General features: G+C 63.5%; 21 protein-coding genes. 4 read left to right on the top strand and 17 right to left on the bottom strand.

Annotated features, from left to right (window positions below; genetic code table 11):
• Window positions 1-223: 223 nt before the first annotated feature.
• On the bottom strand, window positions 224-1,084 hold the full coding sequence (locus HX817_RS29405) for a universal stress protein (RefSeq protein ID WP_010171159.1): 861 nt from the start codon (window positions 1,082-1,084) through the stop codon (window positions 224-226).
• Between the two features lie 151 nt (window positions 1,085-1,235).
• Between HX817_RS29405 and HX817_RS29400 the strand changes: the two genes are divergently transcribed.
• Entirely contained in the window at window positions 1,236-1,838 is a 603-nt protein-coding gene (locus tag HX817_RS29400; protein ID WP_177042141.1) for a tRNA-(ms[2]io[6]A)-hydroxylase, read from the top strand.
• Here the strand turns inward: HX817_RS29400 and HX817_RS29395 are convergent.
• Together HX817_RS29395 and HX817_RS29390 are read right to left on the bottom strand one after the other, a co-directional pair.
• Window positions 1,794-2,993 carry an MFS transporter gene (locus tag HX817_RS29395; protein WP_087693019.1) on the bottom strand — a complete coding sequence of 400 codons (1,200 nt, stop codon included), beginning with the start codon at window positions 2,991-2,993 and terminating at the stop codon, window positions 1,794-1,796. The two genes, HX817_RS29400 and HX817_RS29395, sit on opposite strands and share 45 nt — an antisense overlap.
• 31 nt (window positions 2,994-3,024) lie before the next feature.
• Window positions 3,025-3,411: an ectoine synthase gene (locus HX817_RS29390; RefSeq protein ID WP_003217559.1), complete on the bottom strand. Its 387-nt coding sequence runs from the start codon at window positions 3,409-3,411 to the stop codon at window positions 3,025-3,027.
• Between the two features lie 246 nt (window positions 3,412-3,657).
• Between HX817_RS29390 and HX817_RS29385 the strand changes: the two genes are divergently transcribed.
• Both HX817_RS29385 and HX817_RS29380 read left to right on the top strand, forming a co-directional pair.
• Window positions 3,658-4,365 carry a winged helix-turn-helix domain-containing protein gene (locus tag HX817_RS29385; RefSeq protein WP_003217561.1) on the top strand — a complete coding sequence of 236 codons (708 nt, stop codon included), beginning with the start codon at window positions 3,658-3,660 and terminating at the stop codon, window positions 4,363-4,365.
• Window positions 4,366-5,643, top strand: coding sequence for an ATP-binding protein (locus tag HX817_RS29380; protein WP_177042139.1), 1,278 nt, complete (start codon window positions 4,366-4,368; stop codon window positions 5,641-5,643). It abuts the gene before it with no gap.
• Between the two features lie 135 nt (window positions 5,644-5,778).
• Here HX817_RS29380 and HX817_RS29375 read toward each other — a convergent pair whose 3' ends face one another.
• From HX817_RS29375 to HX817_RS29365, 3 genes are all read right to left on the bottom strand, one after another.
• Complete coding sequence (locus HX817_RS29375; protein WP_087693017.1) at window positions 5,779-6,582, bottom strand: MipA/OmpV family protein; 804 nt, start codon at window positions 6,580-6,582, stop codon at window positions 5,779-5,781.
• Between the two features lie 6 nt (window positions 6,583-6,588).
• Window positions 6,589-8,412, bottom strand: a complete 1,824-nt coding sequence (locus HX817_RS29370; RefSeq protein ID WP_177042137.1) for a serine hydrolase — start codon at window positions 8,410-8,412, stop codon at window positions 6,589-6,591.
• 120 nt (window positions 8,413-8,532) lie between these two features.
• Window positions 8,533-10,785: a tetratricopeptide repeat protein gene (locus tag HX817_RS29365; RefSeq protein ID WP_177042135.1), complete on the bottom strand. Its 2,253-nt coding sequence runs from the start codon at window positions 10,783-10,785 to the stop codon at window positions 8,533-8,535.
• 195 nt (window positions 10,786-10,980) lie between these two features.
• Between HX817_RS29365 and HX817_RS29360 the strand changes: the two genes are divergently transcribed.
• On the top strand, window positions 10,981-11,649 hold the full coding sequence (locus HX817_RS29360) for a DUF3313 domain-containing protein (protein ID WP_177042132.1): 669 nt from the start codon (window positions 10,981-10,983) through the stop codon (window positions 11,647-11,649).
• Window positions 11,650-11,694: 45 nt separating this feature from the next.
• Here HX817_RS29360 and HX817_RS29355 read toward each other — a convergent pair whose 3' ends face one another.
• The 11 genes from HX817_RS29355 to HX817_RS29305 form a co-directional block, all read right to left on the bottom strand.
• Complete coding sequence (locus HX817_RS29355; protein WP_177042130.1) at window positions 11,695-14,187, bottom strand: fused MFS/spermidine synthase; 2,493 nt, start codon at window positions 14,185-14,187, stop codon at window positions 11,695-11,697.
• A gap of 197 nt (window positions 14,188-14,384) precedes the next feature.
• Entirely contained in the window at window positions 14,385-15,971 is a 1,587-nt protein-coding gene (locus HX817_RS29350; protein WP_177042128.1) for an arylsulfatase, read from the bottom strand.
• A 76-nt stretch (window positions 15,972-16,047) separates the two neighbouring features.
• Entirely contained in the window at window positions 16,048-17,049 is a 1,002-nt protein-coding gene (locus HX817_RS29345) for an HAD family phosphatase (protein ID WP_177042126.1), read from the bottom strand.
• Window positions 17,046-18,092 (bottom strand): BatD family protein, encoded by a 1,047-nt coding sequence (locus HX817_RS29340; protein ID WP_177042124.1) that lies wholly within the window; start codon window positions 18,090-18,092, stop codon window positions 17,046-17,048. Before HX817_RS29340 ends, HX817_RS29345 begins: the two co-directional genes overlap by 4 nt.
• The gene (locus HX817_RS29335) at window positions 18,089-19,588 is read right to left on the bottom strand and encodes a VWA domain-containing protein (RefSeq protein WP_177042122.1); all 1,500 of its coding nucleotides are present in this window, start codon (window positions 19,586-19,588) and stop codon (window positions 18,089-18,091) included. The genes HX817_RS29340 and HX817_RS29335 overlap by 4 nt, the downstream gene beginning before the upstream one ends.
• Window positions 19,569-20,576: a VWA domain-containing protein gene (locus HX817_RS29330; protein WP_177042120.1), complete on the bottom strand. Its 1,008-nt coding sequence runs from the start codon at window positions 20,574-20,576 to the stop codon at window positions 19,569-19,571. Before HX817_RS29330 ends, HX817_RS29335 begins: the two co-directional genes overlap by 20 nt.
• Complete coding sequence (locus tag HX817_RS29325) at window positions 20,563-21,030, bottom strand: DUF4381 domain-containing protein (RefSeq protein WP_177042118.1); 468 nt, start codon at window positions 21,028-21,030, stop codon at window positions 20,563-20,565. The genes HX817_RS29330 and HX817_RS29325 overlap by 14 nt, the downstream gene beginning before the upstream one ends.
• Window positions 21,027-21,962 (bottom strand): DUF58 domain-containing protein, encoded by a 936-nt coding sequence (locus HX817_RS29320; protein ID WP_177042116.1) that lies wholly within the window; start codon window positions 21,960-21,962, stop codon window positions 21,027-21,029. Before HX817_RS29320 ends, HX817_RS29325 begins: the two co-directional genes overlap by 4 nt.
• Window positions 21,959-22,933, bottom strand: a complete 975-nt coding sequence (locus HX817_RS29315; protein ID WP_177042114.1) for a MoxR family ATPase — start codon at window positions 22,931-22,933, stop codon at window positions 21,959-21,961. The genes HX817_RS29320 and HX817_RS29315 overlap by 4 nt, the downstream gene beginning before the upstream one ends.
• 24 nt (window positions 22,934-22,957) lie before the next feature.
• Entirely contained in the window at window positions 22,958-23,506 is a 549-nt protein-coding gene (locus HX817_RS29310) for a hypothetical protein (RefSeq protein WP_177042112.1), read from the bottom strand.
• Window positions 23,503-24,252, bottom strand: a complete 750-nt coding sequence (locus tag HX817_RS29305; RefSeq protein WP_177042110.1) for a DUF2092 domain-containing protein — start codon at window positions 24,250-24,252, stop codon at window positions 23,503-23,505. Before HX817_RS29305 ends, HX817_RS29310 begins: the two co-directional genes overlap by 4 nt.
• Window positions 24,253-24,277: the final 25 nt, after the last annotated feature.

Here is a 24,277-nt window from a genome sequence, read left to right as displayed (position 1 = left end):
ACCCGGCAGGACGCCGGGTTAGCCGTCCTGGGCCAAGGATGGCCCATGACGGCGGCCCACGGTCCAAAGCCGGAGTGAGGGCACACCGAGCCTAGGCGAGGTGCCGAGTGGTGGGGCAAGAGCCTTTTGGTTACTTTTGGGCTCCTTTCAAAAGTGACCCGCTGTAAGAGCGGAACCAATACAAGCCATCCCCCAAAAACGGATATGCCCCCAAAAAGAAGCATCACCCATTAGCCAGCTCTTCCAGATGATCCATCAACTCCTGCGGCTTAAGCACCAGCACATCACTGTCCACCGCATCCAGCACCACCTCCGCCGTATTCCCGATCAACGCCCCGGAAATCCCGGTGCGCGCCACCGTACCAATGATGGTCACCGCCGCCTGCCACTTGTGCGCCGCGTGAGGAATCAACACATCCGCCGGCCCTTCCTCGATATGCAGATGAGTGTCGTCAATATCAAACTCCGCCTGGAACGCCTTGCACTGCTCACGATAGCGTGCCTCGATCGTCTCCTTGAGCTGAAACACCGGATCCGCCGCCGAGAGCATCGGCGACGGATGCGCACTGATCACATGCAACTGCGCCTTCGCCAAACTCGCGATATCAAAACCATGATCAATGATCGAGTTATGCAGCGCCTGGTGCTCCGCATCAGAGTTCCCCACATCAATCGCCGCCAGAATCACCCCGCCAGCCCAAGGCCTGGACGTCTTCACCAGCAGCACCGGAGTCGGGCAGTAGCGCATCAACTTCCAGTCGGCAGGCGTCAACAGCGCCTTTTTCAGCGGGCTGTCAGCGAAATGCTGCTTGACCACCAACCCACACCCCTCTGCCTGCTGCACATCGATGATGGTTTCATGCAAGCTGTCATTCCACGCCTGTTCGGTGGTGACGCTGTAGCCATCCTCCTGCAAACCGGCCTTCAGCAGGCTCAACATCGCAGAATGCTCGTGCTTCTTGTCACACACCAACAAATGCAAATGTGCCCCGGTGACGCCGGCAATCAGCTTGGCGCGCTTGAGGGCCAGGCTTTCCGAATGCTCAGGCTCGATGACCACCAGGATGCTGCGTATGGCTTGCATGGTCGGGTTCTCCAAAAAAGGGTGGGCGTGGAACAACTATAGTTGCTGCCCGGCACACGTCATGTTGATGCACATCAAGCCCGGTAGCTGGCGGTCTGCGGCGCGGTCGGTATAATCGCCGGCCTTTTGTGAATCTTTGCCCGTGAGCCCGATGAACCTGCCAGAAATCCACGAATTCCTCGGTTGCCGCACCCCCGACGGCTGGGTCCAGGCCGCGTTGGCCAACCAGGAAACCCTGCTGATCGACCACAAGAACTGTGAATTCAAGGCCGCCAGCACCGCCTTGAGCCTGATCGCCAAGTACCATTCCCACGTCGACCTGATCAACCTGATGTCACGCCTGGCCCGGGAAGAACTGGTGCACCACGAGCAAGTCATGCGCCTGATGAAGAAGCGCAAGATCGAGCTGCGCCAGCTGTCCGCCGGCCGCTACGCTTCGGGTTTGCGCAAGGTGGTGCGCAGCCATGAACCGGTCAAACTGGTGGATACCCTGGTGGTCGGCGCGTTTATCGAAGCCCGCAGTTGCGAGCGTTTCGAAGCGCTGGTGCCGCATTTGGACGAAGAACTCGGCAAGTTCTATTTCGGCCTGCTTAAAAGCGAGGCCCGGCATTTCCAGGGTTACCTGAAACTGGCTTACCAGTACGGCGACGCCAAGGACATCGCCCAGGTCATCGACCGTGTACGCGCCGCCGAGCAGGAACTGATCGAGTCACCGGACGTCGAGTTCCGCTTTCACAGCGGCGTGCCAGCCTGACGCAACCGCTGCACCGAGCAACGCGGTGATCCCGGCGAGTATCAGGATCACCGCCTGCGTCCCCAGCGGCGCCGCCAGCAGTGCGATCAGCAAACCGGCCAGCGGCTGCGAGAGGTTGTTGAGCAAGGTCAGCACGCCCACCGTCTTGCCAAAGTCCCGGGCCGGGATTACCCGTTGTCGGACGCTGCGGATGTACACGTTGAACATCTTGTCGAAACCGGTCAGCAGCAGGAAACCCACGGCATAAGCCCACACATTCGGGCTGATGGCCGTGATCAACGCTCCCACGGCAATCATCGAATACGACAAACCGCCCAGCACCTTGAGCGGCAGGGAAGCGCGCGCCAGGAAAAACAGGATGGCGATGGTCACCAGCGCGCCGGCCGCCTGCAACCCGGCGTAGGTGTCCTTGCCGGCGGCGTATTGGCCAATGACCATCGCGGCGGAAGTGGCGAGGGTGACGCCGATGATCAGGTTCACACCCACCGCCAGGGCGATAATCCTTTTCAGCTCCGGCAGGTCGCGGATATGCCCGAAGGCAACGCGCAACGGCTGCAGCCAGATGTCGTTGTGCTGCTCGAAGGTTTCAAGATTGACCGTGGTGTGGCGTTGCCAGATGCGCATCGCCAGGTCCGCCAGCAGGAACAGCCCGGCAACCCCCAGCACGACCCAGTGCCAGGCCCAGACGCCCAACATCAGCGCGGCCACCAGTGGGCCCAGCACCAGCCCGGTCTGGTCGGCAATCTGCGAGTAGGACAAGGTCTTGGCGTAGGTGTAATGCTTGAAGATATGCGGCAGCAGCACTTCCCGGGCCATGATGCCCTGGGTGGTCAACACGCCGCACAGCGCCGAAAGCATGACAATCCAATAAATCCCGTCGAACATTCCATACAGCAGCACCGCCGCCACACACGCCAGCGCCCGGTACACCTGGCTGATATGCAGGACGCGCACGGCGGGATATTTGTCGCACAACGCCCCGCACACCGGGAACGACAGGTACCGCGGCAAGGATTCGACAAAAAACGCCAGGCCCGCCCAGGACACGCTGTTGGTGGTCTGGAACACGATCAGCGGCACGATGAACAACAGAATCTGGTCGGCCAGGCGTGACAGAAACAACGAAATGAAGAAAGCCAGGTAATCCTTGCGCATGGTGTGCTCGTGTCCGTGAGTCAAATCGTCGTCAGTAGCCGGAGCCGGATTTATCCGTGAGATTGTGGCGCTCGTCGCCCTTGAGCGGCGGGTTGAATACGCTGACCAGCACCAGGTCCTGCTCCTTTCCGCCTCTTAGATAATGGCAGTCGTGTTGGTCCAGCGCATAAATATCACCGGGGCGGATCGGGTAGACGTTACCGTCCATATCTTCGACTTCACCCTCACCGGCGATGCAGTAGCAAGCCTCCAGATGATTACGGTATTGCAGCAGTGACTCGGTGCCGGCACGCACGACGGTGTGGCAGACGGTATAACCCATCCCGTCCTTTTCCGTCAGCAACCGATGGCTGGTGCCAGCGCCCCATTCGACAAAGTGCGCGGTGTTTTCTATGTCTGATTTGTGACGAACGAACATGGTTTTCTCCCGCTATGTAGGTGGAGGGCCATGATTCTCTTGTGTTTGCGGTGTTGTCATCAGCGACACTTCCGAAAAGCGTGTGGGGCGCATCTGGCGGACGGTACCGAGTTAAAGACTGCGGTGAAACTGTTAAAAACTCTTAAAAGCATGAAGCTTCGTCGGCCAGTGATGGCCAGCTGCTTTAGTCTGCCGGCTTGCCACCTATAATGCGCACACTTCAATCCGCGCGTGCACTGGAAATTTATGGATAACTTGGGTCTCGGCAAGGTCTTGCTCGTGGAGGACGATGAGAAGCTGGCAGGGCTGATCGCCCATTTCCTGTCCCAGCATGGCTTCGAGGTGCTGGCCGTGCACCGCGGCGATCTGGCGCTGGCGGCGTTCCTGGAGTTCAAGCCGAAGATCGTCGTGCTCGACCTGATGCTGCCCGGCCAGAGCGGGCTGCATGTGTGCCGTGAAATTCGCAACGTGTCCGACACACCCATCGTGATCCTCACCGCCAAGGAAGACGACCTCGACCACATCCTCGGCCTGGAGTCCGGCGCCGATGATTATGTGATCAAGCCGATCAAGCCGCCTGTGCTGCTGGCTCGCCTGCGCGCCCTGCAACGTCGCCAGGCGCCGGAACCCACGGTGCGCGGCGCCCTTGAGTTTGGCCGCCTGGCCATCGACCGCAGTTGCCGGGTGGTGAGCCTGGGCGGGGAGAAGATCGACCTGACCACCATGGAATTCGAACTGCTGTGGTTGCTGGCCAGCGCCGCCGGGAAAATCCTCTCCCGCGATGACATTCTCAACCGCATGCGCGGTATTGCCTTTGACGGGCTCAACCGCAGCGTCGACGTGTACATCAGCAAGCTGCGCGGCAAGCTCAATGACAACCCCCGGGAACCGGTGTGCATCAAGACCATCTGGGGCAAGGGCTACCTGTTCAATCCGTTCGCCTGGGAGGTCTAGATGTTAAGGCTGTTTCTGCGTCTGTATATCATCCTGGCCATTGGCTTGGCCGGGGCGATCTGGCTGGTGAACTATACCTTCGATGAGCTGTTGCCGGAGGCCAACGAAACCTACAACCGCGAGGCCCTGCGCGGCCCGGCGTATGGGGTGGTGGAACAATTGCGGCCGGTGACGGGGGAAGCGCGCGCCGCCCGCCTGGCCGAGTTGCAACCGCACTATGGGCTGCGCCTGGCGCTGGTGCAGCGGGACAAGCTGAAACTGACCGAGCGTGAGCAGCAGCTGCTGGCCAGTGGCGAGTTGGTGGTGCGTGGGGATTTCATGGAGTTCATCTCCAACATCGACGGCGGCCACCAACTGCTGGAAATCAAACTGCCGGAAGAGCCCAAGTGGCTGTACATGTGGGCCTATGGCTTCCTCGGCCTGTGCCTGGCGATTGTCCTGTACTTCTGGGTTCGGCCCCATTGGCGTGACCTGGAGCATATCCGCCTGGCCGCGCAACGTTTCGGTGACAACGATCTCGGCTCGCGCATCCTGCTGCCGCGCCGTTCTACTGTGCGCGAGCTGGCGGGGCACTTCAACCAGATGGCCGAGCGCATCGAAAGCCTGATCGCCAATCAGCGCGAGTTGACCAACGCCGTGTCCCACGAGCTGCGTACGCCGATTGCGCGGCTGTCGTTTGAGCTCGACCAGCTCAGGCAACAGGCCGATCCACGGGAGAGCCGCGCACTGATCGCCGACATGTATGCCGACCTCGGCGAGCTGGAAGAAATGGTCTCGGAACTGTTGACCTACGCCAGCCTGGAACGCGGCGCCACGCAGATCACCCGGGAAAGCATCGAGGCCCACAGCTGGCTCGACAGTGTGATCGGCAGCGTCGCCCTGGAGGCCGAGGCGGCAGGCGTGCAGTTGCTGCTGCGCACCTGTGAAGTCGATTACATCCGTATCGAGCCGCGCTTTATGGCACGGGCGGTGATCAACCTGTTGCGTAATGCAATTCGCTATGCAGACCGGCGTGTGGAAGTGTCGCTGGTGAAGTTTGGCACCGGCTATGAAGTACGGGTCAATGACGACGGTCCCGGTGTGCCGGTGGAAGGGCGAGGGAAGATTTTCGAGCCGTTCCTGCGCCTGGACGCCAGCCGTGACCGCCGCACCGGTGGCTTCGGCCTCGGCCTGGCGCTGGTGCGGCGGGTGTGCCAATGGCATGGCGGGCAGGTTGAAGTGCTGGATTCGGAGTGGGGCGGGGCATCGTTTCGGATGACCTGGGCGTATGCCGAGTAATCATCCAGGAGCCATGGAGATCAAATGTGGGAGCGGGCTTGCTCGCGAAGGCGGTGAATCAGTCGCCGGATACATTGACTGAAACACCGCCTTCGCGAGCAAGCCCGCTCCCACATTTTGATTGGATTACCAAAGTTAGAACGTGTATTCGACCATCCCCATCACCGACGTCTGCAAGCGTCTCTCCACAATCGGGCTTTGCCCGGCCTTGTCTGCCAGGTACTGCACATCCAACAGCGTCGAAAACTGTGTGTGCTCGCTGATCGGCAAGCTCCACACCAGATTCATCCCGTTGCTGATGTTGCCGCCGCTGGCCTTGTAGGCCTTGAAGCGACTCTGTGCGGCCTGGCCGGTGGTCACGCCGTACCAGGTCTGCAGGTAGTTGCTGTCGCCAAAATGGCTGCTGAGGCTGGCATCCAGCGAACCGTAGTCGCCGTCGTACAGGTTGGTGCCCAGGCTCAGCTCCAGGTGGGTGAACGCCTTGCCGGAATCCTTGTGATCATCCTCCTCAAGCGCATGCTCCAGGGTTGCGCCGAGAATCACCCCGCCCAGGTTATAGCTGCCACTGACACCCACCTGGGCGCGAGTCTTGATCTCGCCCATGCCCTTGAGTTTCTTCGAGCCCGGGCGCCCGGTCTTGCTTTCGTCCTTGCGTGAGCCGCTGGCGCCGACGTAGGCGCTGAAGCTCGCACCGCCGCCGTCATAACCCCAGCCCAGGCCCTTGTCGGTGTCGAGGAAAATCCCCCACGGGCTGACGATGGCCGCCCCCAGCACCGGCGCGGTGACTCGCTCGTCGCTGCCGCTGTAGCGGGGCAGGTTGGCCACGCCGGCTTTGAGGGTGTATTCCCAGTCGTCGGCCAGCAGGGTGTCGGCGCTGGCCAGCAGGCACAGCGACGTCAGGGACAGGCACAGGTGTTTTGAACGCATGATGGTCTTCATGTGAGGTCAGAGACTCAAGGGGTTGTGGGGAGAATCGGTACGTTTGAAGTGGTAGCCGGAGGCGCTCAGGCCGTTGACCTGGCGACTCACGGTATCGCCCAGGCCATAGCCGTTGCCGGCCAGCACCGCATGGGCGTTGTCCACGGGCAGCAGGATGTAGTCGGTCAGCGGCTCGTCGTGCAGTTGGCCGCGGATCACCAGGAAGCCGTTTTCCAGGCGCACGCTGATGCCGCTCAGGGGCGCGTCGGGCTCATGGGTGTTGAGCACTTGATAGGTGCCGATGGTGTCGGCCCAGGCATTGCTCAGCGGGGTCGGTTCGATGCGTTCGCCCACCGGCACGCGTTGGCCGTGGCTGCGGGCGGTGAGCATCTGGCGCCCTTGCACCGTTACCACATCCAGCTGCACACGGCCCAGTTCGCCGAGGTCCTTGAGCCAGAAGCCGAGGAACTTCTGTTGTGCCCGCAGCCAGCCCTGGCCGTCGCGCAGCAGTTCGAAACGGGTGTCGGCCAACTCGCCATACAGCTGGCCGTTTTCGTCCTTGATACGGAAAATGCCCCAGGCCGTGGCGTAGAAACCCGCCAGGCGCCTGCGGTCGATCGCGGCGGGCACCTGGCGGATTTTCAGGCCGTGGGCGGGCGCCTGACAGTTGTCGGCACACACCGGGTCGCCGGTCTGGGCCTGGAGCATCAGGCGCAGGGTGTCGGTGGTCAGGGACACCACCATCTCTTCGGCGTTGCTGTCGTTGGCCATCACGATCACGGCCAGTTGCTGGTCAGGCAGCATCGTCAGTTGCGCCGCGAAATCATCCCCGCCACCGCTGTGCTGGAAGGTGCGAATGCCGGGGCCCACCGGCTCATCGCCGCAAGGGGCGAGAAACCACCCCAGGCCCATCTGGCAGTCGAAGTCCAGGGCGTTGCCGGTGTTTTGCTGGCTGAACATCTCGTCAATCGACTGGCTGCCCAGTACCTGTCTGTCTTTATAGAGGCCCCGGGCGAAGAGCATGCGCACGTAGTGGCTGAGGTCCTTGGGGCTGCTCCACAAGCCACCGGCCGCAAGGTCGCGCACCTGGGCGTCGGCGCTGACGGTGCCGCCTGCATAACCCCGGGCGCGAAAGCCCGGTTGCGCGCCGGTGCCGACGAAGCTCGACTGGTTCATCTCCAGGGGCTTGAGCAGGCTGCTTTGCAGTCGGGTTTCGAAATCCTGCCGACTGCTGCGTTCGATGGCGGCGCCGACCAGGGCGTAGCCGAGGTTGGAATAGGCCACCTGGGTCCCCGGTGGCGTGCTCAGCCAAACCCCTGAAATACGCATTGGCATCTGGCCCATGGCGAAGGTGTTGCGCACGTCCCGCAGGTGTTCGCTGGGCAGGCCGGACTGGTGGCTGAGCAGGCGGCGCAGGGTGATGTCGCGGTCGGCGGCAGCCTGGTCGGAATGAAAGCGCGAGCGTACGTAGAACTCCCGCAGCGTGTCCTGGATCGGGGCGTCGAGGGCCAGGCGCTGTTGCTCCACCAGTTGCAGGGCGGCGGTGGCGGTCAGCAGTTTGGAGAGGGCGCCGGCGCGGAACGCGGTGTTGGGGGTGACGGGTTTGCCCAGGGCCTTGTCGGCCAGGCCAAAGCCCTGGGCCCAGATCAGTTCCTGGCCGTTGACCAGGGCGATGGACAGGCCGGGTATGTTTTGCCTGGCCATTTCGCTGGGAATGCGTTTTTGCAGGTAGCGGATAATTGCGCTGTAGTCGCCCTTGGGAATGGGCGGCGGGGCCGGCGGCTGGCCGTGGCAGCCGAGGCTGCCCAGCAGGCAACCCAGCAGCGGAATACTGCGCAATGTGCGAAACATGATGAGCACCCGAGGGGTGGTTTGGATGCTCGAATGCTAGGGGCGGGCCGTCGATGAGTCTTTGTGAGCTTTGTCGGGAAACTGTCAAAGACTGTTAATCGGCTGCCGGCCCAGGCCGGTTTATTTCAACGCCGGATCTCCTGGGTTGAGCTTCTTCCACGACTGCATCACCACCTGCGCCTTGGGCTCTTTTCCGTTTTCCAGGTAGTACTGGATCAACGACAGCCGCGCATTGCGGTTATACGGCTGCAATGCCAACAGCTTTTCCAGTTGTTCACAGGCCTGATCCACATGCCCGCTGTCATGCAGCGCCACCGCCAGTACATAGTTGTACTGCGGATTTGCGGGCTCCAGTCGCGCCGCTTCACGCAGGTGCGGCATGGCTTTGGCCGATTCCCCGGCGCGAATCAGCATCAACCCCTGGGTGTGCTGCAACAGTCCCGCCTCGGGGTGCTGCTTGAGGTTGTCCGCCACCAGCGTCCGTGCCTCCTCGGCACGACCGTTGGCCTCCAGCCATTGCGCCAGGGTCACCAGCGCCGGGAAGAAATCCGGGTCCCGCAGCAACGCGGTACGCAGTTGCGCTTCTACCTTGTCGCCGCGACCGCTGGCCTGGTACAGCATCGCCAGGTTGAGATTGGCTTCGGCCCGCTCCAGCAAGCTCAACTGTACATTTTCGTACTCGGCGATCGCCTTGTCCCAGTCCGGCCCAAGGCCCTGGCCCGAGGCGCTCAGCAGGTCACGGGCGGCAATGATCCGCACCGCCAGCACCGGGTCCCGCAGCAACGGCCCATACAACGCTACCCGTTCAGGCGGCGGCAGGAATGCACTGATCGCCCGCACTGCGCTCTCACGTACGTGCGGCGCCGGGTTGCCAAGGTCCCTGGTCGCCAGTTTCAACGCCTGTTCACTCGGGTAGTTCGGCAGTTCAGCCAGCAGCGTCGCGCGCTGGATTGCCGGCAGGTTGTTGCGTGCCAACTGGTCATACAGCGCTTGCGCCGCGCCTGGCTGGCCACCCCGGATCAGCAGCATACTTTCGGCGTAACGCGGTGCATGCTCGGGCTCGCTGGCACTCCAGAGCTTGAACTGTTCGCTGACCTTATCCCCGGGCCGGGGAATGCTGAAACTGTGGTCGTGCCGGAAGTCATTGCCCATGTAGAACTTGCCGGGCATGTGGCAATCGACGCAGAACGAACCGGGCTCGCCGGCCGCGTGGCGGGTGTGTTCGGGGGAGTCGTAGTTCTTGGCCTGCAACCCGCGACCATCCACCGTGGCCACGGCGGTTTTGCCCGCAGTGTTGTGGCATTGCAGGCACAGGCCATTGCCCGGTGCTTTCAGTTCGGCGCTGTGGGGGTTGTGGCAGTCACTGCAGCGCACGCCCTTGTCGGCCATTTTGCTTTGGGCGAACGAGCCGTGTTCGAACACTTCATCCTTGATCTTGCCGTCCAGCGCATACAGCTCGCGGGTCAGCACGCTGGGCAGGTAATCGTCCATCAGGCGTTTGCCGACGGTATAGCCGTCCCCCAGTGGCGCGCGGCGGGCGTGGCAGCGGGCGCAGGTCTCGATCTCGAAGGTGGCGTCCTTGTCTTTCAAGTCCACGGCAAAGCCCGCGTGCAGCAGATCGCCTTTTTTCGCCGCCCACTCCACATGGTTCGACGCCGGGCCATGGCACGCCTGGCAGCCGACGCCCAGGCTGTTCCACTGGCTGTCGAAGCTGTTTTTGGCGGCATCGAAATTGCGCTTGTAGCCGGTGGTGTGGCACTCCACGCACATGAAGTTGGCGTTCTGGCTGGGCTTGCTCCAATGCAGCGGGTTCTTGAAGTTCACGCCCTGGCCGGGGTAGAGGTGAAACCAACGGTTCTTTTGCGTATCCCACGCCACGCCCAGGGCCTGCAAGCGCCCGTCGCCAACCTCGATCAAATACTGCTGCAATGGCGCGATGCCGAAGGTATAGGCGACCTTGAAATCCGCCGCCTTGCCGTCGGCGCCGGGCGTGTTGACCCAGAACTCATCGCCCCGGCGCGAGAACCGGGTGGTCTCACCCTCGCTGCTGAAGGACACATCGTTGAAGTCGGCCAGTACCGTCTCGGCGGTGGCGACCTGCATCGCCAACTTGTGGTGCGAGCCTTGCCAGTCCTTGACCTGTGCCTGGTGACAACCCTGGCACTGCTGCTCATCGACCATTTTTGCAGGCGGCAGAACGGCCACCGGCTTGACCACGGGGGCAGGCGCCGCCACTGGCAGCCGAGGCGTGCCGGCCTGGAGGAAAAACCAGATTCCGGCCATGGCCAACAGCAGCAGGGCGATCAGTACGGGATACAGGTAACGACTGGGGGAATCACGGCGAGGTACGGCTTTATTGTCAGGCTTGGGCATTACGACTTCCGATGTCCGATGCATTGACGCTCTGGTGGCGCGCTTAAGCTCTGTGCAGCTTTGACGTTGGGCGCTTGCCTGTCAAATAGTCGCTGTGAAATACCCCACAACCTGTGTTGTCTGCCGGGTTATTTTCCCAGAGTTGGCTATACCTACAGCTCAACGTTCCTTCGATGACAACCAGGGAGTTCGACGATGAAGCTAGGACTAATGATCGGCACGGTGTGCATTGCCTCGATCGGGGTGATGGGGTGTTCCAGCAAGGTGACGCAGCCGGACGAGTATTCCGGGTTTCTCTCCGACTACAGCAACCTGAAGGAAGCCAAGTCCCCCTCGGGCGCTGACGTGATGCGCTGGGTGGACCCCAACCTGAACCTGAGCCGTTATACCGGCGTGTATATCGAGCCCACCCAGTTCTACCCCAAGCCACAAGCCACCACCAGGATTCCTGAAAGCACCTTGCAGGGCATCAACACCTACTACAACCAGGCGCTGAAGCGCGAGCTGGAAAAGTCCCTGCCACTGGCCAACGGGCCTGGCCCGGGCGTGATTGTAGTACGGGCGGCCATCACGGCCGTCAGCAGCAAGACCGAAAGCCTCAAGCCGTATGAGTACATTCCTGTCGCGCTGGTGGCCGCTGCGGTCAGCACCGGTACCGGGATTCGTGACCAGGAAACCACCCTGGGCACCGAGGCCCAATTCCTCGATGGCGACAGCGGCAAGGTAATCGCCCAGGTCGTGCGTAAAGGCACCGGCAAGCCGTTGTCGAACGACTCCCAGGTGATGAAGGCCGATGACGTGAAAAGCGTGATCGACGGTTGGGCGTCGGACCTGCACCAGTCGTATCTGAAGCTGAAACGCTGATGTGTCAGGCCCGGGGTTCGCGCCCCGGGCCGCATGAGCCCCCGACTACTGGCCGATGAACCAGCGGTAATAAGGGTTGGCGCTGTCTTGTTGCAACACCGCCTGGATATCCCGGCCCCAGGCGGTGCGATCGCCGTCATAGGCATGCAGGCTGGCGCGATAGAACTGCATCAGGCGCTGCTGTTCGCTGGACAGGGTACGGGTGAACGCCGGGTCCGCACTCAGCAATGGCGCAGGCACCCGCAGATCCAGCAGCGCCGGGAGCACCCGGGCGATCTCTTTGCTGCGTACCCACGGTGCGTATTCGATACGCGGCTGGTCATCGGTGACCGGCAGCGCAGTGCCCGCAAAACGCTCCAGGCCCTGGCGATCGGTGACCCAGGTAGCGAGCAGGGTTGCCGCGGAATCTATGCCTACATCACTCAGGGCGCTGCTGACGGTCGGTTGCTCAAAGCGCTGGCGAATCCGCGTGGCGTCCAGTTCGATGGGCTCCATGGAGCCCACCAGCAGCATTTCGTGGAATTCGCTGGTCCACAGCGTCGCGTACGGAAACACGTCGAGGAAGCTGCGCACCAGGGACTGTGAGTCCTCGATGTTTTGCGTCGGCAGGGGCAGCCATTGGGCCAGCAGGCCGTTTTTCTCCAGGCGCCGGGCAGCCAATTGGTAGAAGTCGCGGGAATACAGGTTGACCACGCCAGCCGCCGACGGTGGCGGTGGTTCGAGGGTGATCAGGTCGTACGCCTGCGGGTTGCGCAGCAGTTCCTGGCGACCGTCCCGCAGACGCACGTCCACTCCCGGATCACTGGCAGCGTTGAAATTGCCCTTGAACAGCGGCGCCGCCTGGATCACCGATGGCAGCAACTCGGCGACTACCCGGTGCTCGAGCCCGGGATAACGCAGCAAGGCCCCGGCGGTAATCCCGGTGCCAAAGCCAATCACCAGCGCCGAGCGGGGCTCGCCGTTATGGATCAGCAGCGGCAGCAGTGCCTGGATCCGCATATAGCGCAGGGATGGCATGGCGTCGCCGGTGTTGGACACGCCCTGGATGTACAGGCGCTGAAAGCTGCGGGCGCCCTGGCCCTGGGTGACCACGGCGACCGTGGCGCCGCGACCTTCCTGGTAAAACGCCAGGCTCGCATTGCGTGCCCCGGGCAGCAGCTTGGCCAGGCGATCCACGGGCGTCAGTAAACCTACGGCCACAGACAGCAAACCGAGAGCGACTACTGCCTGGCGTCGGCCTTTTTTCACCCCGTGGCCACGACGCACGGCCATATCGCCCACGGCACCCGCGATCACCGCGAGCAAGCCCAGGGTACGCACCAGCCCAAGCCAGGGAATCAGCACAAAACCGCACAACATCACCCCGACAATCCCGCCGAGGGTATTGAATGCCACCACCGCGCCCACATCCCGGCCCACGTGCTCGCTGCCCACGCTCAAGCGCAGGGCCAGGGGAAAGGCTGCGCCGAGCAACAGGGTTGGCACAAACACGATGCACAGCGCTGCCACCGCAAAGCGTGCGCTCATGCCCGGCAGTTCGGCGCCGCCCAGGCTCAGCACCAGGGCTTCGGCCTGGGTTTGCAGCAGCACCAGCCAGCGGCCCAGCAGGGCGATTTCCAGCAAGGCCACCAACCCGGCACCGGCGATCAGCAGGCCGAAGATGCCCCATGGGTCGCGGACCCGCTCGACCCGCCGCGCCATCAACTGGCTGCCGATAAACAGCCCGGCCAGATACGTGGCGAGTACCACGGCAAACGCATAGGTGCGGGTGCTCATGAACTGCACGATGGACTGCGACCACACCACCTCGTAACCCAGGGCCACGCCACCGGCGACGGCGTACAGCACCAGGGCCAGGCGCGCCGGTTGCGCGCTGCGGGTGTGGCTGGTCGGCGCAGGCGTGTGATGCCGCACATACAACAGCGCGCCGACGGCGGCCAGCAGATTGAGCATCGCGGCCACCAGGGCACTGCCGCGCACGCCGAACGTGGCGATCAGCACGAAGGCGCTGAGCAAGGTGCCGGCAATTGCCCCGGCGGTGTTGGCCGCATACAAGCGGCCACCGGCCTGGCCCAGGGCCTTGGGGTCGATGTCCAGCGAGCGCACCAGCACCGGCAAGGTGCCGCCCATCAGCAGGGCCGGGATGCCCACCAGCACAAATGGCAGGACCCAGGCCAGCAGGCCGACCTGTTGTTCCAGCCAGGCAAACGGGCTGGCGGCCATGCTCAGGGCCACGGTGGCAGCCACGCCGAGCACGGCGACGAGAATTTCGAGGATTGCGTACAGCAGCAGCGGGCGTGACAGGCGATCGGCCCAGCGTCCGAACAGCCAGCCACCCAATGCCAGCCCGGCAAAAAACGCGCTGATGCCGGTGGTGATGGCGTACACCTCCACCCCCACGACCAGCGACAGTTGCTTGATCCACAGCACCTGGTACACCAGGGCAGCCATGCCGGAGATGAACAGCAGCAAGGCGGGAATCAGCGTGGTTGAGGTGTGAGCCAGTGCAACGGGTTTGCTGGCGGTGCGTGACGACATTGCAGATAGCCTTATGGAAATACCGATCAAAGTGTGGCGAGGGAGCTTGCTCCCGCTGGGGTGCGAAGCGCCCCCAAAGCCAGACACCGCGACTTACCTGAAAAACCGCGCTGTCTGGATGGGGGCTGCTGTGCAGCCAGCGGGAGCAAGCTCCCTCGCCACGGGTTGGGCGCCACCCATAAGCGCGGCGCCTACGGCTATTGCGCCGGGTTAGCCTTCATTTTTTCCGCAATCTTCTTGTCCACGGCTTCGCGGATCTGGTCGATGCTGAAGCTGGCCGGTTTCTGGCTCGGCGGGTACTCGATGAACGTCTCGAGGAACTTCGCCGATTTGGTCACCGCCACCGCACCCAGGTAGATGTTTTTGGTGCTCCAGTCGTAATACTGGTCAGACACCACATCCGCGCGCTCATACGGGTCCATCCTCAGGTTGAAGATTTTCGGCACCCGCAGTTGCACGAACGGCTCGCTCCACACCCGGAAACCGCCCGGCTGGCGCTGTTCGGCAAACACCACCTTCCAGTTGTCGAACCGCACTGCCACCAGTGCACCGTCATCGTTGAAATAGAAGAACTCGTTACGTGCGCCTTTGGGTTGTTGGCCGGTCAGGTAGGGCAGTTGGTTGTAGCCGTCCAGGTGCACCTTGAAGTTGGTACCGCCCGCCGTCGGAGCCCAGCCCTTGAGCAGCTTGTCCTTGACGTCCGCATCGCCTGCGGCGGCCAGCAGGGTTGGGAACCAGTCCATGCCCGAGACCATTTCGTTGGAGACTTCACCAGGCTTGATCTTGCCCGGCCAGCGGATGATCGCGGGCACCCGGTAGGCGCCTTCCCAGTTGGAGTCTTTCTCGTTGCGAAACGGTGTGGTTGCCGCATCCGGCCACGAGAACTGGTTCGGCCCGTTGTCGGTGGTGTAGACCACAATGGTGTTGTCGGCGATCTTCAGGTCGTCGAGGGTTTGCAGGAGTTTGCCCACATCGCCGTCATGCTCCAGCATGCCATCGGCGTACTCGTTGCCGGGCATGCCGCTCTGGCCCTTCATCGAGTCACGCACGTGGGTGAACACGTGCATGCGCGTGGTGTTCATCCACACGAAGAACGGCTTGTTGGCTTCGGCCTGTTTCTTGATGAACGCCTGGGCGGCGGCCGTTGTTTCGTCGTCGATGGTCTCCATGCGCTTGGTGGTCAGGGCGCCGGTGTCTTCGATCTTGCCGTCGGCAAAACTGTGGATCACCCCGCGCGGGGTGTTGGCCTTGACGAAGTCGGCATCGTCCTTGGGCCAGTACGGGCGCTCTGGCTCTTCTTCGGCATTGAGGTGGTACAGGTTGCCGAAGAACTCATCGAAGCCGTGGTTGGTGGGCAGGTATTCATCCCGGTCGCCCAGGTGGTTCTTGCCGAATTGCCCGGTGGAGTAGCCCAGGCCCTTGAGCGCCTGGGCAATGGTGATATCGCGTTTTTGCAGGCCCACCGGCGCACCGGGAATGCCCACCTTGGACAAGCCAGTGCGCAACGGCGTCTGGCCTGTGATAAAGGATGAGCGCCCGGCGGTGCAGCTGTTCTCCGCGTAGTAGTCGGTGAACAGCATGCCTTCCTTGGCGATACGGTCGATATTCGGGGTTTTGTAACCCACTACGCCCATGGAATAGGCGCTGATGTTGGTTTGCCCAATGTCATCGCCGAATATCACCAGGATATTCGGCTTGTCGGCGGCCCAGGCTGATGCCGAGACCCCCATCACCGATACCGCCACCAGGGCGAGTTTCGGCAGCCACTTGCGTAGGCGAGTCATATGACTTGCTCCTTTCTCGGCTTGAGTCGCATTGCCTGCGACCAACGTTTATTACAGTCCTTCGCGACGTCTTTTCTTATTGCACCTGCTGTTGCACAGCCGGCTCGAACGGGTAGATGCGCTTCCACTCGGTTGCCATGTCCACCACGGTCCAGCCTTTTGTCCTGGCTTCATCCAGCGCCTTGTCCAGGCGCCCGATGTGAGAGTTGCGGTCATAGGCCCACTCGCGCGTGGCGTCGGTGTGGTGCACCAGGCCCATGAAGCGTTTGCCCTGGCCGGCGGCTGTCCACTGGAGCATTTGCAGGTCGCCGTCGGAGTTGCCGAAGGCCAGGATCGGCCGGCGGCCAATGATCGAGTCGATGCTTTCCGGCTTGCCCGGGCCGTCATCGTTGTGGGCGAGCTTGGCGGTGCGCAGGACCTGCGGGGCGCCATCCTTGATCTGGAACGCGGTGACGAAGTTGGAGCCGATCACCTGTTCCGGCGGCACGCCGTAGACCACTTCGGCGAAGGCACGCATGAAGGCAGTATCCCCGCCGGAAACGATGTAGGTCTTGAATTGCTGGCTGCGCAGGTAGTCGAGCATCTCCAGCATCGGCTGGTAGATCATCTCGGTGTAGGGCTTGCCGGTTTTCGGGTGACGGGCCTGGGCGAGCCAGGTCTTGGCGTTGTCGATAAAGGCGTCGGTGGTGATCCCGGTATGGGTGGCGCCGATGATTTTCAGCAGGCCTTCCATGCCGCTTTGCGCCAGGGCCTGGTGATCGTTGTCGAGCACGGCCTTGAATGGCTGGGTGGTTTTCCACTCGGGATGCCGGGGGGCGAGGCGCTTGATTTCGTCGAAGGCAAACAGCACCTCGAAGTAGGCCGGCTGTTCGGTCCACAGGGTGCCGTCGTTATCGAATACGGCGATGCGTTCGGCGGGTTTTACATAGTCCCTGGAGCCTTCGGCGGTCACGGCCCGGACGAATTCGATGATGTGTTGTTTGTTCGCGCCTTCGCTCCACGAGGGCAGCGGATCGGCCGCCAGCGCAGGCAGGCTTATCAGCAGCAGAAGGGGCAAGACGCAACGCAGGGACGTCATGGGAAATCCTTTTCGCGACGGGGGTTCAGTGGTAGCAAGCGTAGTCGACGAAAGCGCCAGCGCAACGCCTCGTAGCCACGTCGCCACAGGGGAGGGACCTGTGGCCATAGGCCATGCACGAGGTACGCGGCCAGTACCAGCACCACCAGGGCAGCGCTCCAGGCCATGCCGTGCCGTGACAGTTGCCAGCTGTGCTGGCCGAGTTGCTTGAGGTCCTCGGCGATGGAAAACGTCGGGGTGTAGGCACTTGCGGCTTGCGCCTCGATGCTGATCTCGGGCACCCGCGTGAGTTGCAGGCGATGGTTGCGGCTGTCCCACCATTTCACGCTGATCGCCGGCAGTTGGTAGTGACCGGGCTGTTCGACGCGGTACACCTGCCGGTCGATGCGTTGGCCGCCGGTGATGTTGCCGCGGCCATCATCCAGGTTGCCGATGACCGGCGACTGCGGGTAGCGACGCAGGCCTTTTACCTGGGCCTGGTCAGGTGGCGGCAGTGACAGGCCGGGGGTGTTGTCGGCTTGCAGGGTGAGGGTGCGGGTGAGGGTGTCGCCGACCTTGAGCGGTGTGGTGGTGACCGCCTGGGTCAGGCGCAGCCCGTCAGCCACCAACACGGTTTCCCCGGGTTCGAACCCCGGCGGCTGGGTCGCCTGGAATGACAGCGCCGCCGTTTGCGCACTCAACGGTGCGCTGGCCTGGCCGGGCTGGGCCTGCACCGTCAGGGCCGGGATGTTGAACGTCTGGGCCACGGACGGGGTGATGCGATAGCGGTAGCGCATGCCGTAGAAGGTCTTGCCCTCGAGCACCTGGTTGACGTGTTCGGATTCACTGTCCGGCGCCTGCACCCGCGCGCCGGGCAACTGCAGCGGCGGCAGGCTGGCGGCGGCGGTGAACCAGGTGTCGGTCAATACATCGACCTGCAATTGCACTTGTTCGCCCACCACCACGTTGTTGCCAGGCACCAGTTGCGCCTGCACTTTCAATTGCGGTTCGGCCGCCCACAACGGGCCAGCGACCAGCAGCAACAGCCAGCAGAGCCGGTTCATGGCTGGGCTCCCTGGTCCTGCAGGCTGAACTTGCGCCGCAGGAAGTTCGCCGGGGAAGTTGTCAGGTTCTGTAGCCACAGCGCGTCGTTGCTCGCCTGTTCGGTCTGGATAGCCTTGCTCTTGCCCTTGCCGGCGGCCTTGTCGAACTTGACCGCATCAGGCTTGACCTCGGGGGCATTGTCCGAGGCGTTCTCGGTGTCTTTCTTCAGGGCCAACGCCAGCGCCAGGTTGGTGCTGGCTTCGGGGAACTGCGGTTGCTGCTGCAAGGCTTGCTGGTAGGCGGTGATCGCGTCGTCGAACTTGAAGCGGCGCACGTGGATATTGCCCCGGTAGAACGCGGCCTGTGCGGTGTCGAGTTGGGCGAAGGTCGCCAGGGCCAGGTCGTAGTCGGCGGCATTGTAGGCGGCGACGCCCTTCCAGTAGGGGTCGACAAACAGCGCGGCAGCGGCGGGGTAGTGATGGTGTTCGAAGGCCCAGCGGCCTTGCTGGTCGCGGGTGAAGAACGCGTCGGTCAGGGCATTGGCCTCGGCGGGCGCAGGTTGCAGGAACGCCCCCAGCACCAGCACCGCCATCCAGTTCAGGCTCCAGCCCCGGCGCACGCTGAACAACGCCAACAGCAGCAGCGGCCAGCACAGCCAGTAGCCGGCATCTTTCCATTGCAGGTTGCGCTGTTGTTCATCGGCGTTCTGGAAGTGCTGCTGGGCATGCAGTTCTACCCAGTCGAGGTCGTCATCGTTGAGGGTCAGGCTGCCCAGCGGCGCGTCGGTGGCCGCGGCCAGTTGCTTCAAGGCGTCGGCATCGAAGTTCACGCCGACCGCCAATACCAGCACCTGCAACGGGCTGTCCGCGAGGTGTTGTTTGAGCTGCGGCAGCTGCGCGAGGTCGGCGCCGTCGGTGATCAGCAACAGGCTGCCGGGGGCGTTTTCCGCCGCGAGCAAACGCTTGGACTGGTCGATCACTCCGGCCACATCCCGTCCGGGCTTGCTGATCAGGTCGGTGGCCAGGGCCTGGATAAAGCTGTCGAGCAATGCCGGGTCGTCCGTCGGCGGCAATACCAGATGCGCGCTCCCGGCATACACCATTAACGCAGTACGCGCGCCCTGGCGGCGCTGCACCAGGTCCTGCAACTTGTGCTTGGCAGCTTGCAGCCGGGCAGGCGGCACGTCGGCGGTGTCCATCGACGGTGACAGGTCCAGGGCGATGATCAGCGGCGCGCGGTTTTCCAGGAAGTCGGGGCGGTCCTGTTCCCAGGTGGGGCCGGCACTGGCCAGTGCGCCGAAAATCAGCAGTGCGCTGACCAGATGCACCGGCCGCAGGCGATGGCGATCAGTCGGCGTCAACAGCAAATGTGGCAACAGGTGCGGCGCGATATTGCCCCGCAAGCGTCGTTGCAGATCCTTGCTGCGGCGCCACAGCAGCGGCAGCAACAGGCCGAGCAACGCCAGCAGCAGCCAGCCCGGGCGCAGGAAGTGGAAGTCACTGAGGTTGAACGCCATCGCGGACCTCCCGATGGCGCAGTCCCAGATGCGGCCACAAAGCGGCGATCAGGTGATACAGCGCCAGCACGGCGATGGCTGCCGCGAGTGGGATCCAGAACAGATCACGCTTGGGCTGGTGGCTCAGGGTGTTCACCTGATGCGGGGTGATCTGGTCGAGTGTGGCGTAGACCTGGTCCAGGGTGTCGCGGTTTTCGGCGCGCAAATAGCGCCCGCCGGTGGCCTCGGCAATCTGTTGCAGGGCGCTCAGGTTGACCTTGGATTCGCCCGAGGCGCCCGGGTCGCCAATGCCGATGGTGTGAATCACCACGCCCTTCGCCGCCGCCATCGAGGCCGCGTGATCGGGCGGGATCGCGCTGCTGGTGTCATTGCCGTCGGTGAGCAGGATCAGCACCTTCTCTTGCTCATGGGCCTGGTCCAGCAGTTTCAGGCTCAGGCCGATGGCATCGCCAATCGCGGTATTGGGCCCGGCCATGCCGATGCCGCTGTCATCCAGCAGCAGCGACAGGCTGGCGTGATCGAGGGTCAACGGCGCCTGGGGATAGGCACCGCTGCCAAACAGGATCAGGCCGATACGGTCGTCCTTGCGGCGCTGGATAAAGCCCTGCACCACCTGTTTGACGGCGGCCAGGCGGTTGATCTTCTGGCCATTGGCGTCGGTGAAGTCCTGGGTTTCCATGGACTGCGAGATGTCGATGGCCAGCATCAGGTCACGCACCGGCTGTTGGCGTTCGATGGGTTTTTCGATCCACACCGGGCGGGCAATGGCCAACACCAGCAGCGCACACACCAGCAGGTTGAGCAGCAATTGCAGGCGATTGCTGCGGATGCCGCTGGCGGCGGGCGTCTGGCCCACGGCCCGGCTGAGGCTGGCAAAAAACGGCACACGCACGGCGCTGCGGGCTTCGCGGTATTCCGGCAGGTAACGGTAGGCCAGCCACGGCAACGGCAGCAGGAGCAACAGCCAGGGGTAATCAAGCTGCCACATGGTGATGCTCCACCCAGGCTTTGCACCGGGCCAACAACTGTTCACGTTGCGCGCTTGACATATCGGCTGCCCCATACGCCAGGCTCGCCAGTTGAAGGCTGAAATCCTCCGGCAGCGGCGTACCGCCATGGCGCAGCAGGAACGCCTGCCAGTCGGCCCCGCTCAAGGTTGGCACGCGCTGGTGTTCTTCGGGCGCAAGGGGCATCGACAGGGCCACGCGCTTGAGCAGTTCCGGCAATTCGCGCAGGTCTTCGATCACGTTGAGGCGCGCCAGGGCTTCGCGGCGATAGGTATTGCGGCGCCAGCGCAACCAGGCGCGGACGCCCAGCACCAGCAGGGCAATCGCCAGCAAACCGAGCAGCACCCACCAGCCCCACGTCTGCGGCCAGTAGCTGACCGGCGCCGGCAGGCCCAGCTCCTTGAGTTGTTCGATGCTCGGCACATTGGCGTTCATCGCCGCGCTCCATTGCGCCGGCCCAGCTCATCGCGCAGTTGGTCAACTGCAGGCAGCGCCGTGCTGATCATCAACAGCGGCACCTGGCTGCGGCGCAGCAGGCTGGCGACGTCCTTTAGGCGCCCGCCAAGAAAGTCCCCCAGGGGTTGGCGCACCTGGCGTTTCTGTACGGCGAGTTCCACCTGCAACTGGCCCTGGGTGACCATCAGGTGCCCGCTATCCGGCACGTTCAACGCCAGCGGGTCATAGACTTGCAGGGCGATCACATCGTTGTGGGCCGACAGTTGCCGCATCAATTGCAGGGTGCGGTCACCGGCCCCGGCGAAATCGCTGATGATGCAGATCAGGTGGTCATGCCCGGCCAGCGCCAGGCACCGTTGCAGCACCTTGTCGAGCTGGCCGTCGGCTTCATGGTCCGGGTTGCCGGCGCTCAATGCGGCGTTCTGCTGGACGATGCGGCTGCACAAGGCTTCGACGCGCTTGCGGCTGCGCAAGGGCGCCACACTGTCGATGTGCTCATCGTTGAACACCAGCCCGCCCACCCGGTCGCCGGCGTTGAACACCATCCATGCCGCCAGCGCGCCCAATTCGGCGGAGACGGCCGATTTGAAGCTGCGCACCGAACCGAAGAACATCGACATGCGCTGGTCGACCACGATGAGCGCCGGGCGGTCGCGCTCCTCGGTAAAGGTGCGGATCACCGGTTTGCCGGTACGCAGGGAGGCGCGCCAGTCCAGGTGACGCAGATCATCGCCGGGCTGGTAGCGACGCAGTTCATCGAAGTTCAAGCCGCGCCCGCGCAGCCGCGAGGCATGGTTGCCGGCGAGGATGCTGCCCTGGGGCTGGCGCGCGACGAAACTCAGGCCACGGGTCTGGAACTGCAGGGCCATCAACTGCCCCAGGGACACGTAGACCAGGCCGTCGGCGTTCATGCCGGGATCGCCACTTTATCCAGCAGGCGGTCCAGCACCTCGTCGGCCGTGACGCCATCGGCCACCGCGTCGTAGCTCAATTGCAGGCGGTGACGCAGCACCGGGTGCGCCACCGTGCGCACGTTGTCCGGGGTGACGAAGGCCTGGCCTTGCAGCCAGGCGTCGGCACGGGCGGCGCGGTCCAGGCCAATGCCGCCACGGGGGCTGGCGCCGAGGCTGATCCAGCGCGCCAGGTCGGCGTCGTAGTCGGCGGGATGGCGGGTGGCGTTGACCAGGTCGATCAAGTAGCGGTCGATGGCGGGGGACACCTGGATCGCGCTGACCTCCTTGCGGGCAGCGAAGATCACTTCGGGGGCGAGGGTGAAGCCCCGGGTCGCCGCTGTGGCGGCATGCTGTTCTTCTTCACGCAGCAGCCGCAGCACCTGGCTTTCGTTGTCGGCGCTGGGGTAATCCAGCAGGACTTTCATCAGGAACCGGTCCATCTGCGCTTCCGGCAATGGGTAGGTGCCTTCCTGTTCGATGGGGTTTTGGGTGGCGACCACGATAAACAGCTCGGGCAGCGGATGGCTGGCGCCGGCTACGGTGATCTGGCGTTCTTCCATGGCTTCGAGCAAGGCCGCCTGGACCTTGGCCGGGGCGCGGTTGATTTCATCGGCGAGGACCAGGTTGCCGAACAACGGGCCTGGCTGGAAACGGATCTGGTTCTGGCCATCCACCTGGTGCAGCACCTCGGCGCCGGTGATGTCCGAGGGCAGCAGGTCGGGGGTGAACTGGATGCGACTCATCTTCGCATCCAGGTGCCGGGCCAGGGCCTTGACCGTGCGGGTCTTGGCCAGCCCCGGCAGGCTCTCCAGCAGCAAGTGACCGTTTGCCAGCAGACCGATGAGGATCTGCCGGATGACCTGGTCCTGACCCAGCACGCTTTCGCCGATGCTGGCTTGCAGGGCGGTTAAATCGTTGAGCGTCGTCATCACAATCATCCTTGAAACGATGGGTCACCAGGGCGCGGCGACCACGATGTACTGCACGGAGCTGCCGACGTATTGCGGCTGGTACCACGTGGGCCCGCAGTGCTGGTAGGCCACGCCATTGGCGACCACCGAGACGCAATCCACCGGCACCGTGGTGACGCGCGTACCGATGGCGAGGAGGGTCGCCGTGGTCGCGCCGACCACCGCGGCGGTGGCCCATGGGTGGTACCAGTCATCGCCATGAGGGGGCGGCGGTGGGGGCGGAGGAGGCGGTGGCATCGGGTAAGGATGTGGCCCCGGTTGTGGCCCGGGCCCCGGATGCGGCCCCGGCTCAGGATGAGGTCCTGGTTGTGGATGGGGTTGTGGATGGGGCTCCGGGTGCGGTGGCATCGGCCGTGGTGCAGGCATCGGGCGCGGCGCCGGCATGGGCGGGCGGTAACCGCCACCGCCGCCATGGGGCACCACAAACGTGCGTGCGCCACCACCGCCGCGCAGTTGCCAGGCCTGGGCCGCCAGCGGATCGAACAGCGTCAGCAGCAAAGTCGCGGTCAGCACCGCCGCCATGCTTTTCATGGCTGTTCTCCCTGAGGCTCCAACTGTTGCAGGGGCACCGCGCGGGCGCCGGCCGGCGGGGTGAACTCAAAGTCGGCAGGCTTGGGCGGGCTGTTGAGCTGCCACAGGTAGTTGACGCTGTGCCGAGGGTGTTCGGCGGTGTCGCGGCGGCTGATAACCAATCGGCAGGGCAGCGGTTGCGCGCCCTGGCGAATCCACAATTGCCAGTCGATGTCCGGCTGGCGGTAGGCGTAGTGGGTGCAGGTCTGGCCGTCGATGGTTTCACTGCCGATCAGTACGGCGTTGCTGATGCCCACCTCCTTGGCGGTGCCGGGATGCCAGCGGAACAGGTCGGCCAGGGGCAGCTCGATGCCGTAGCGTTCGCTCAACTGATCGAGCAACCCGCCGATATTCGCCGGTGCCGCCTGGTTGGCGAAGTAACCGCTGCGGCTGTCGTACAGGGTAAAGCGCTGGCCGTTGTAGAACAGGCTGCGGCGCTCACCGTCGCTTTCCACCGAGACTTGCAGCTTGTCCGGCTGCATCGCTGCAAGGCGGGTCTGGTGACTGAACTCGATGGTCTGGCCGTTCTCCAGCACCTGGTCGGTGTGGCTGTGGGCGTCGATGCGAAACTGCTGCAGGCTGCGCAGGTAGCCACCCATCTGCTCCAGGGCGGTGAGGGCCTTGGGTTCCAGCTCGTCGGCCAAAACGGTGTGAGGGGTGAGCAGCAAGCCTGCCAGCAATAGACGCGCGAGATGAATACGGGACATGGCGCACTCCGTTCATTCCGTGAAG

Source organism: Pseudomonas sp. C6002, from assembly GCF_013385805.1.
Taxonomy (GTDB): Bacteria; Pseudomonadota; Gammaproteobacteria; order Pseudomonadales; family Pseudomonadaceae; genus Aquipseudomonas.
The sequence above is the reverse complement of the archived record's forward strand: the minus strand, read 5'-3'. Positions and strand labels throughout refer to the sequence as shown.

Bases quoted from the DNA above. Each gene is read 5' to 3' on its own strand.
- HX817_RS29375 (WP_087693017.1), bottom strand. From the start codon at position 6,582: ATGAAGACCATCATGCGTTCAAAACACCTGTGCCTGTCCCTGACGTCG.
- HX817_RS29400 (WP_177042141.1), top strand. From the start codon at position 1,236: ATGAACCTGCCAGAAATCCACGAATTCCTCGGTTGCCGCACCCCCGAC.
- HX817_RS29360 (WP_177042132.1), top strand. From the start codon at position 10,981: ATGAAGCTAGGACTAATGATCGGCACGGTGTGCATTGCCTCGATCGGG.
- HX817_RS29380 (WP_177042139.1), top strand. From the start codon at position 4,366: ATGTTAAGGCTGTTTCTGCGTCTGTATATCATCCTGGCCATTGGCTTG.
- HX817_RS29330 (WP_177042120.1), bottom strand. From the start codon at position 20,576: ATGTGGCAGCTTGATTACCCCTGGCTGTTGCTCCTGCTGCCGTTGCCG.
- HX817_RS29315 (WP_177042114.1), bottom strand. From the start codon at position 22,933: ATGACGACGCTCAACGATTTAACCGCCCTGCAAGCCAGCATCGGCGAA.
- HX817_RS29345 (WP_177042126.1), bottom strand. From the start codon at position 17,049: ATGACGTCCCTGCGTTGCGTCTTGCCCCTTCTGCTGCTGATAAGCCTG.
- HX817_RS29385 (WP_003217561.1), top strand. From the start codon at position 3,658: ATGGATAACTTGGGTCTCGGCAAGGTCTTGCTCGTGGAGGACGATGAG.
- HX817_RS29340 (WP_177042124.1), bottom strand. From the start codon at position 18,092: ATGAACCGGCTCTGCTGGCTGTTGCTGCTGGTCGCTGGCCCGTTGTGG.
- HX817_RS29320 (WP_177042116.1), bottom strand. From the start codon at position 21,962: ATGAACGCCGACGGCCTGGTCTACGTGTCCCTGGGGCAGTTGATGGCC.
- HX817_RS29395 (WP_087693019.1), bottom strand. From the start codon at position 2,993: ATGCGCAAGGATTACCTGGCTTTCTTCATTTCGTTGTTTCTGTCACGC.
- HX817_RS29365 (WP_177042135.1), bottom strand. From the start codon at position 10,785: ATGCCCAAGCCTGACAATAAAGCCGTACCTCGCCGTGATTCCCCCAGT.
- HX817_RS29350 (WP_177042128.1), bottom strand. From the start codon at position 15,971: ATGACTCGCCTACGCAAGTGGCTGCCGAAACTCGCCCTGGTGGCGGTA.
- HX817_RS29370 (WP_177042137.1), bottom strand. From the start codon at position 8,412: ATGTTTCGCACATTGCGCAGTATTCCGCTGCTGGGTTGCCTGCTGGGC.
- HX817_RS29405 (WP_010171159.1), bottom strand. From the start codon at position 1,084: ATGCAAGCCATACGCAGCATCCTGGTGGTCATCGAGCCTGAGCATTCG.
- HX817_RS29310 (WP_177042112.1), bottom strand. From the start codon at position 23,506: ATGAAAAGCATGGCGGCGGTGCTGACCGCGACTTTGCTGCTGACGCTG.
- HX817_RS29390 (WP_003217559.1), bottom strand. From the start codon at position 3,411: ATGTTCGTTCGTCACAAATCAGACATAGAAAACACCGCGCACTTTGTC.
- HX817_RS29355 (WP_177042130.1), bottom strand. From the start codon at position 14,187: ATGTCGTCACGCACCGCCAGCAAACCCGTTGCACTGGCTCACACCTCA.
- HX817_RS29305 (WP_177042110.1), bottom strand. From the start codon at position 24,252: ATGTCCCGTATTCATCTCGCGCGTCTATTGCTGGCAGGCTTGCTGCTC.
- HX817_RS29335 (WP_177042122.1), bottom strand. From the start codon at position 19,588: ATGGCGTTCAACCTCAGTGACTTCCACTTCCTGCGCCCGGGCTGGCTG.
- HX817_RS29325 (WP_177042118.1), bottom strand. From the start codon at position 21,030: ATGAACGCCAATGTGCCGAGCATCGAACAACTCAAGGAGCTGGGCCTG.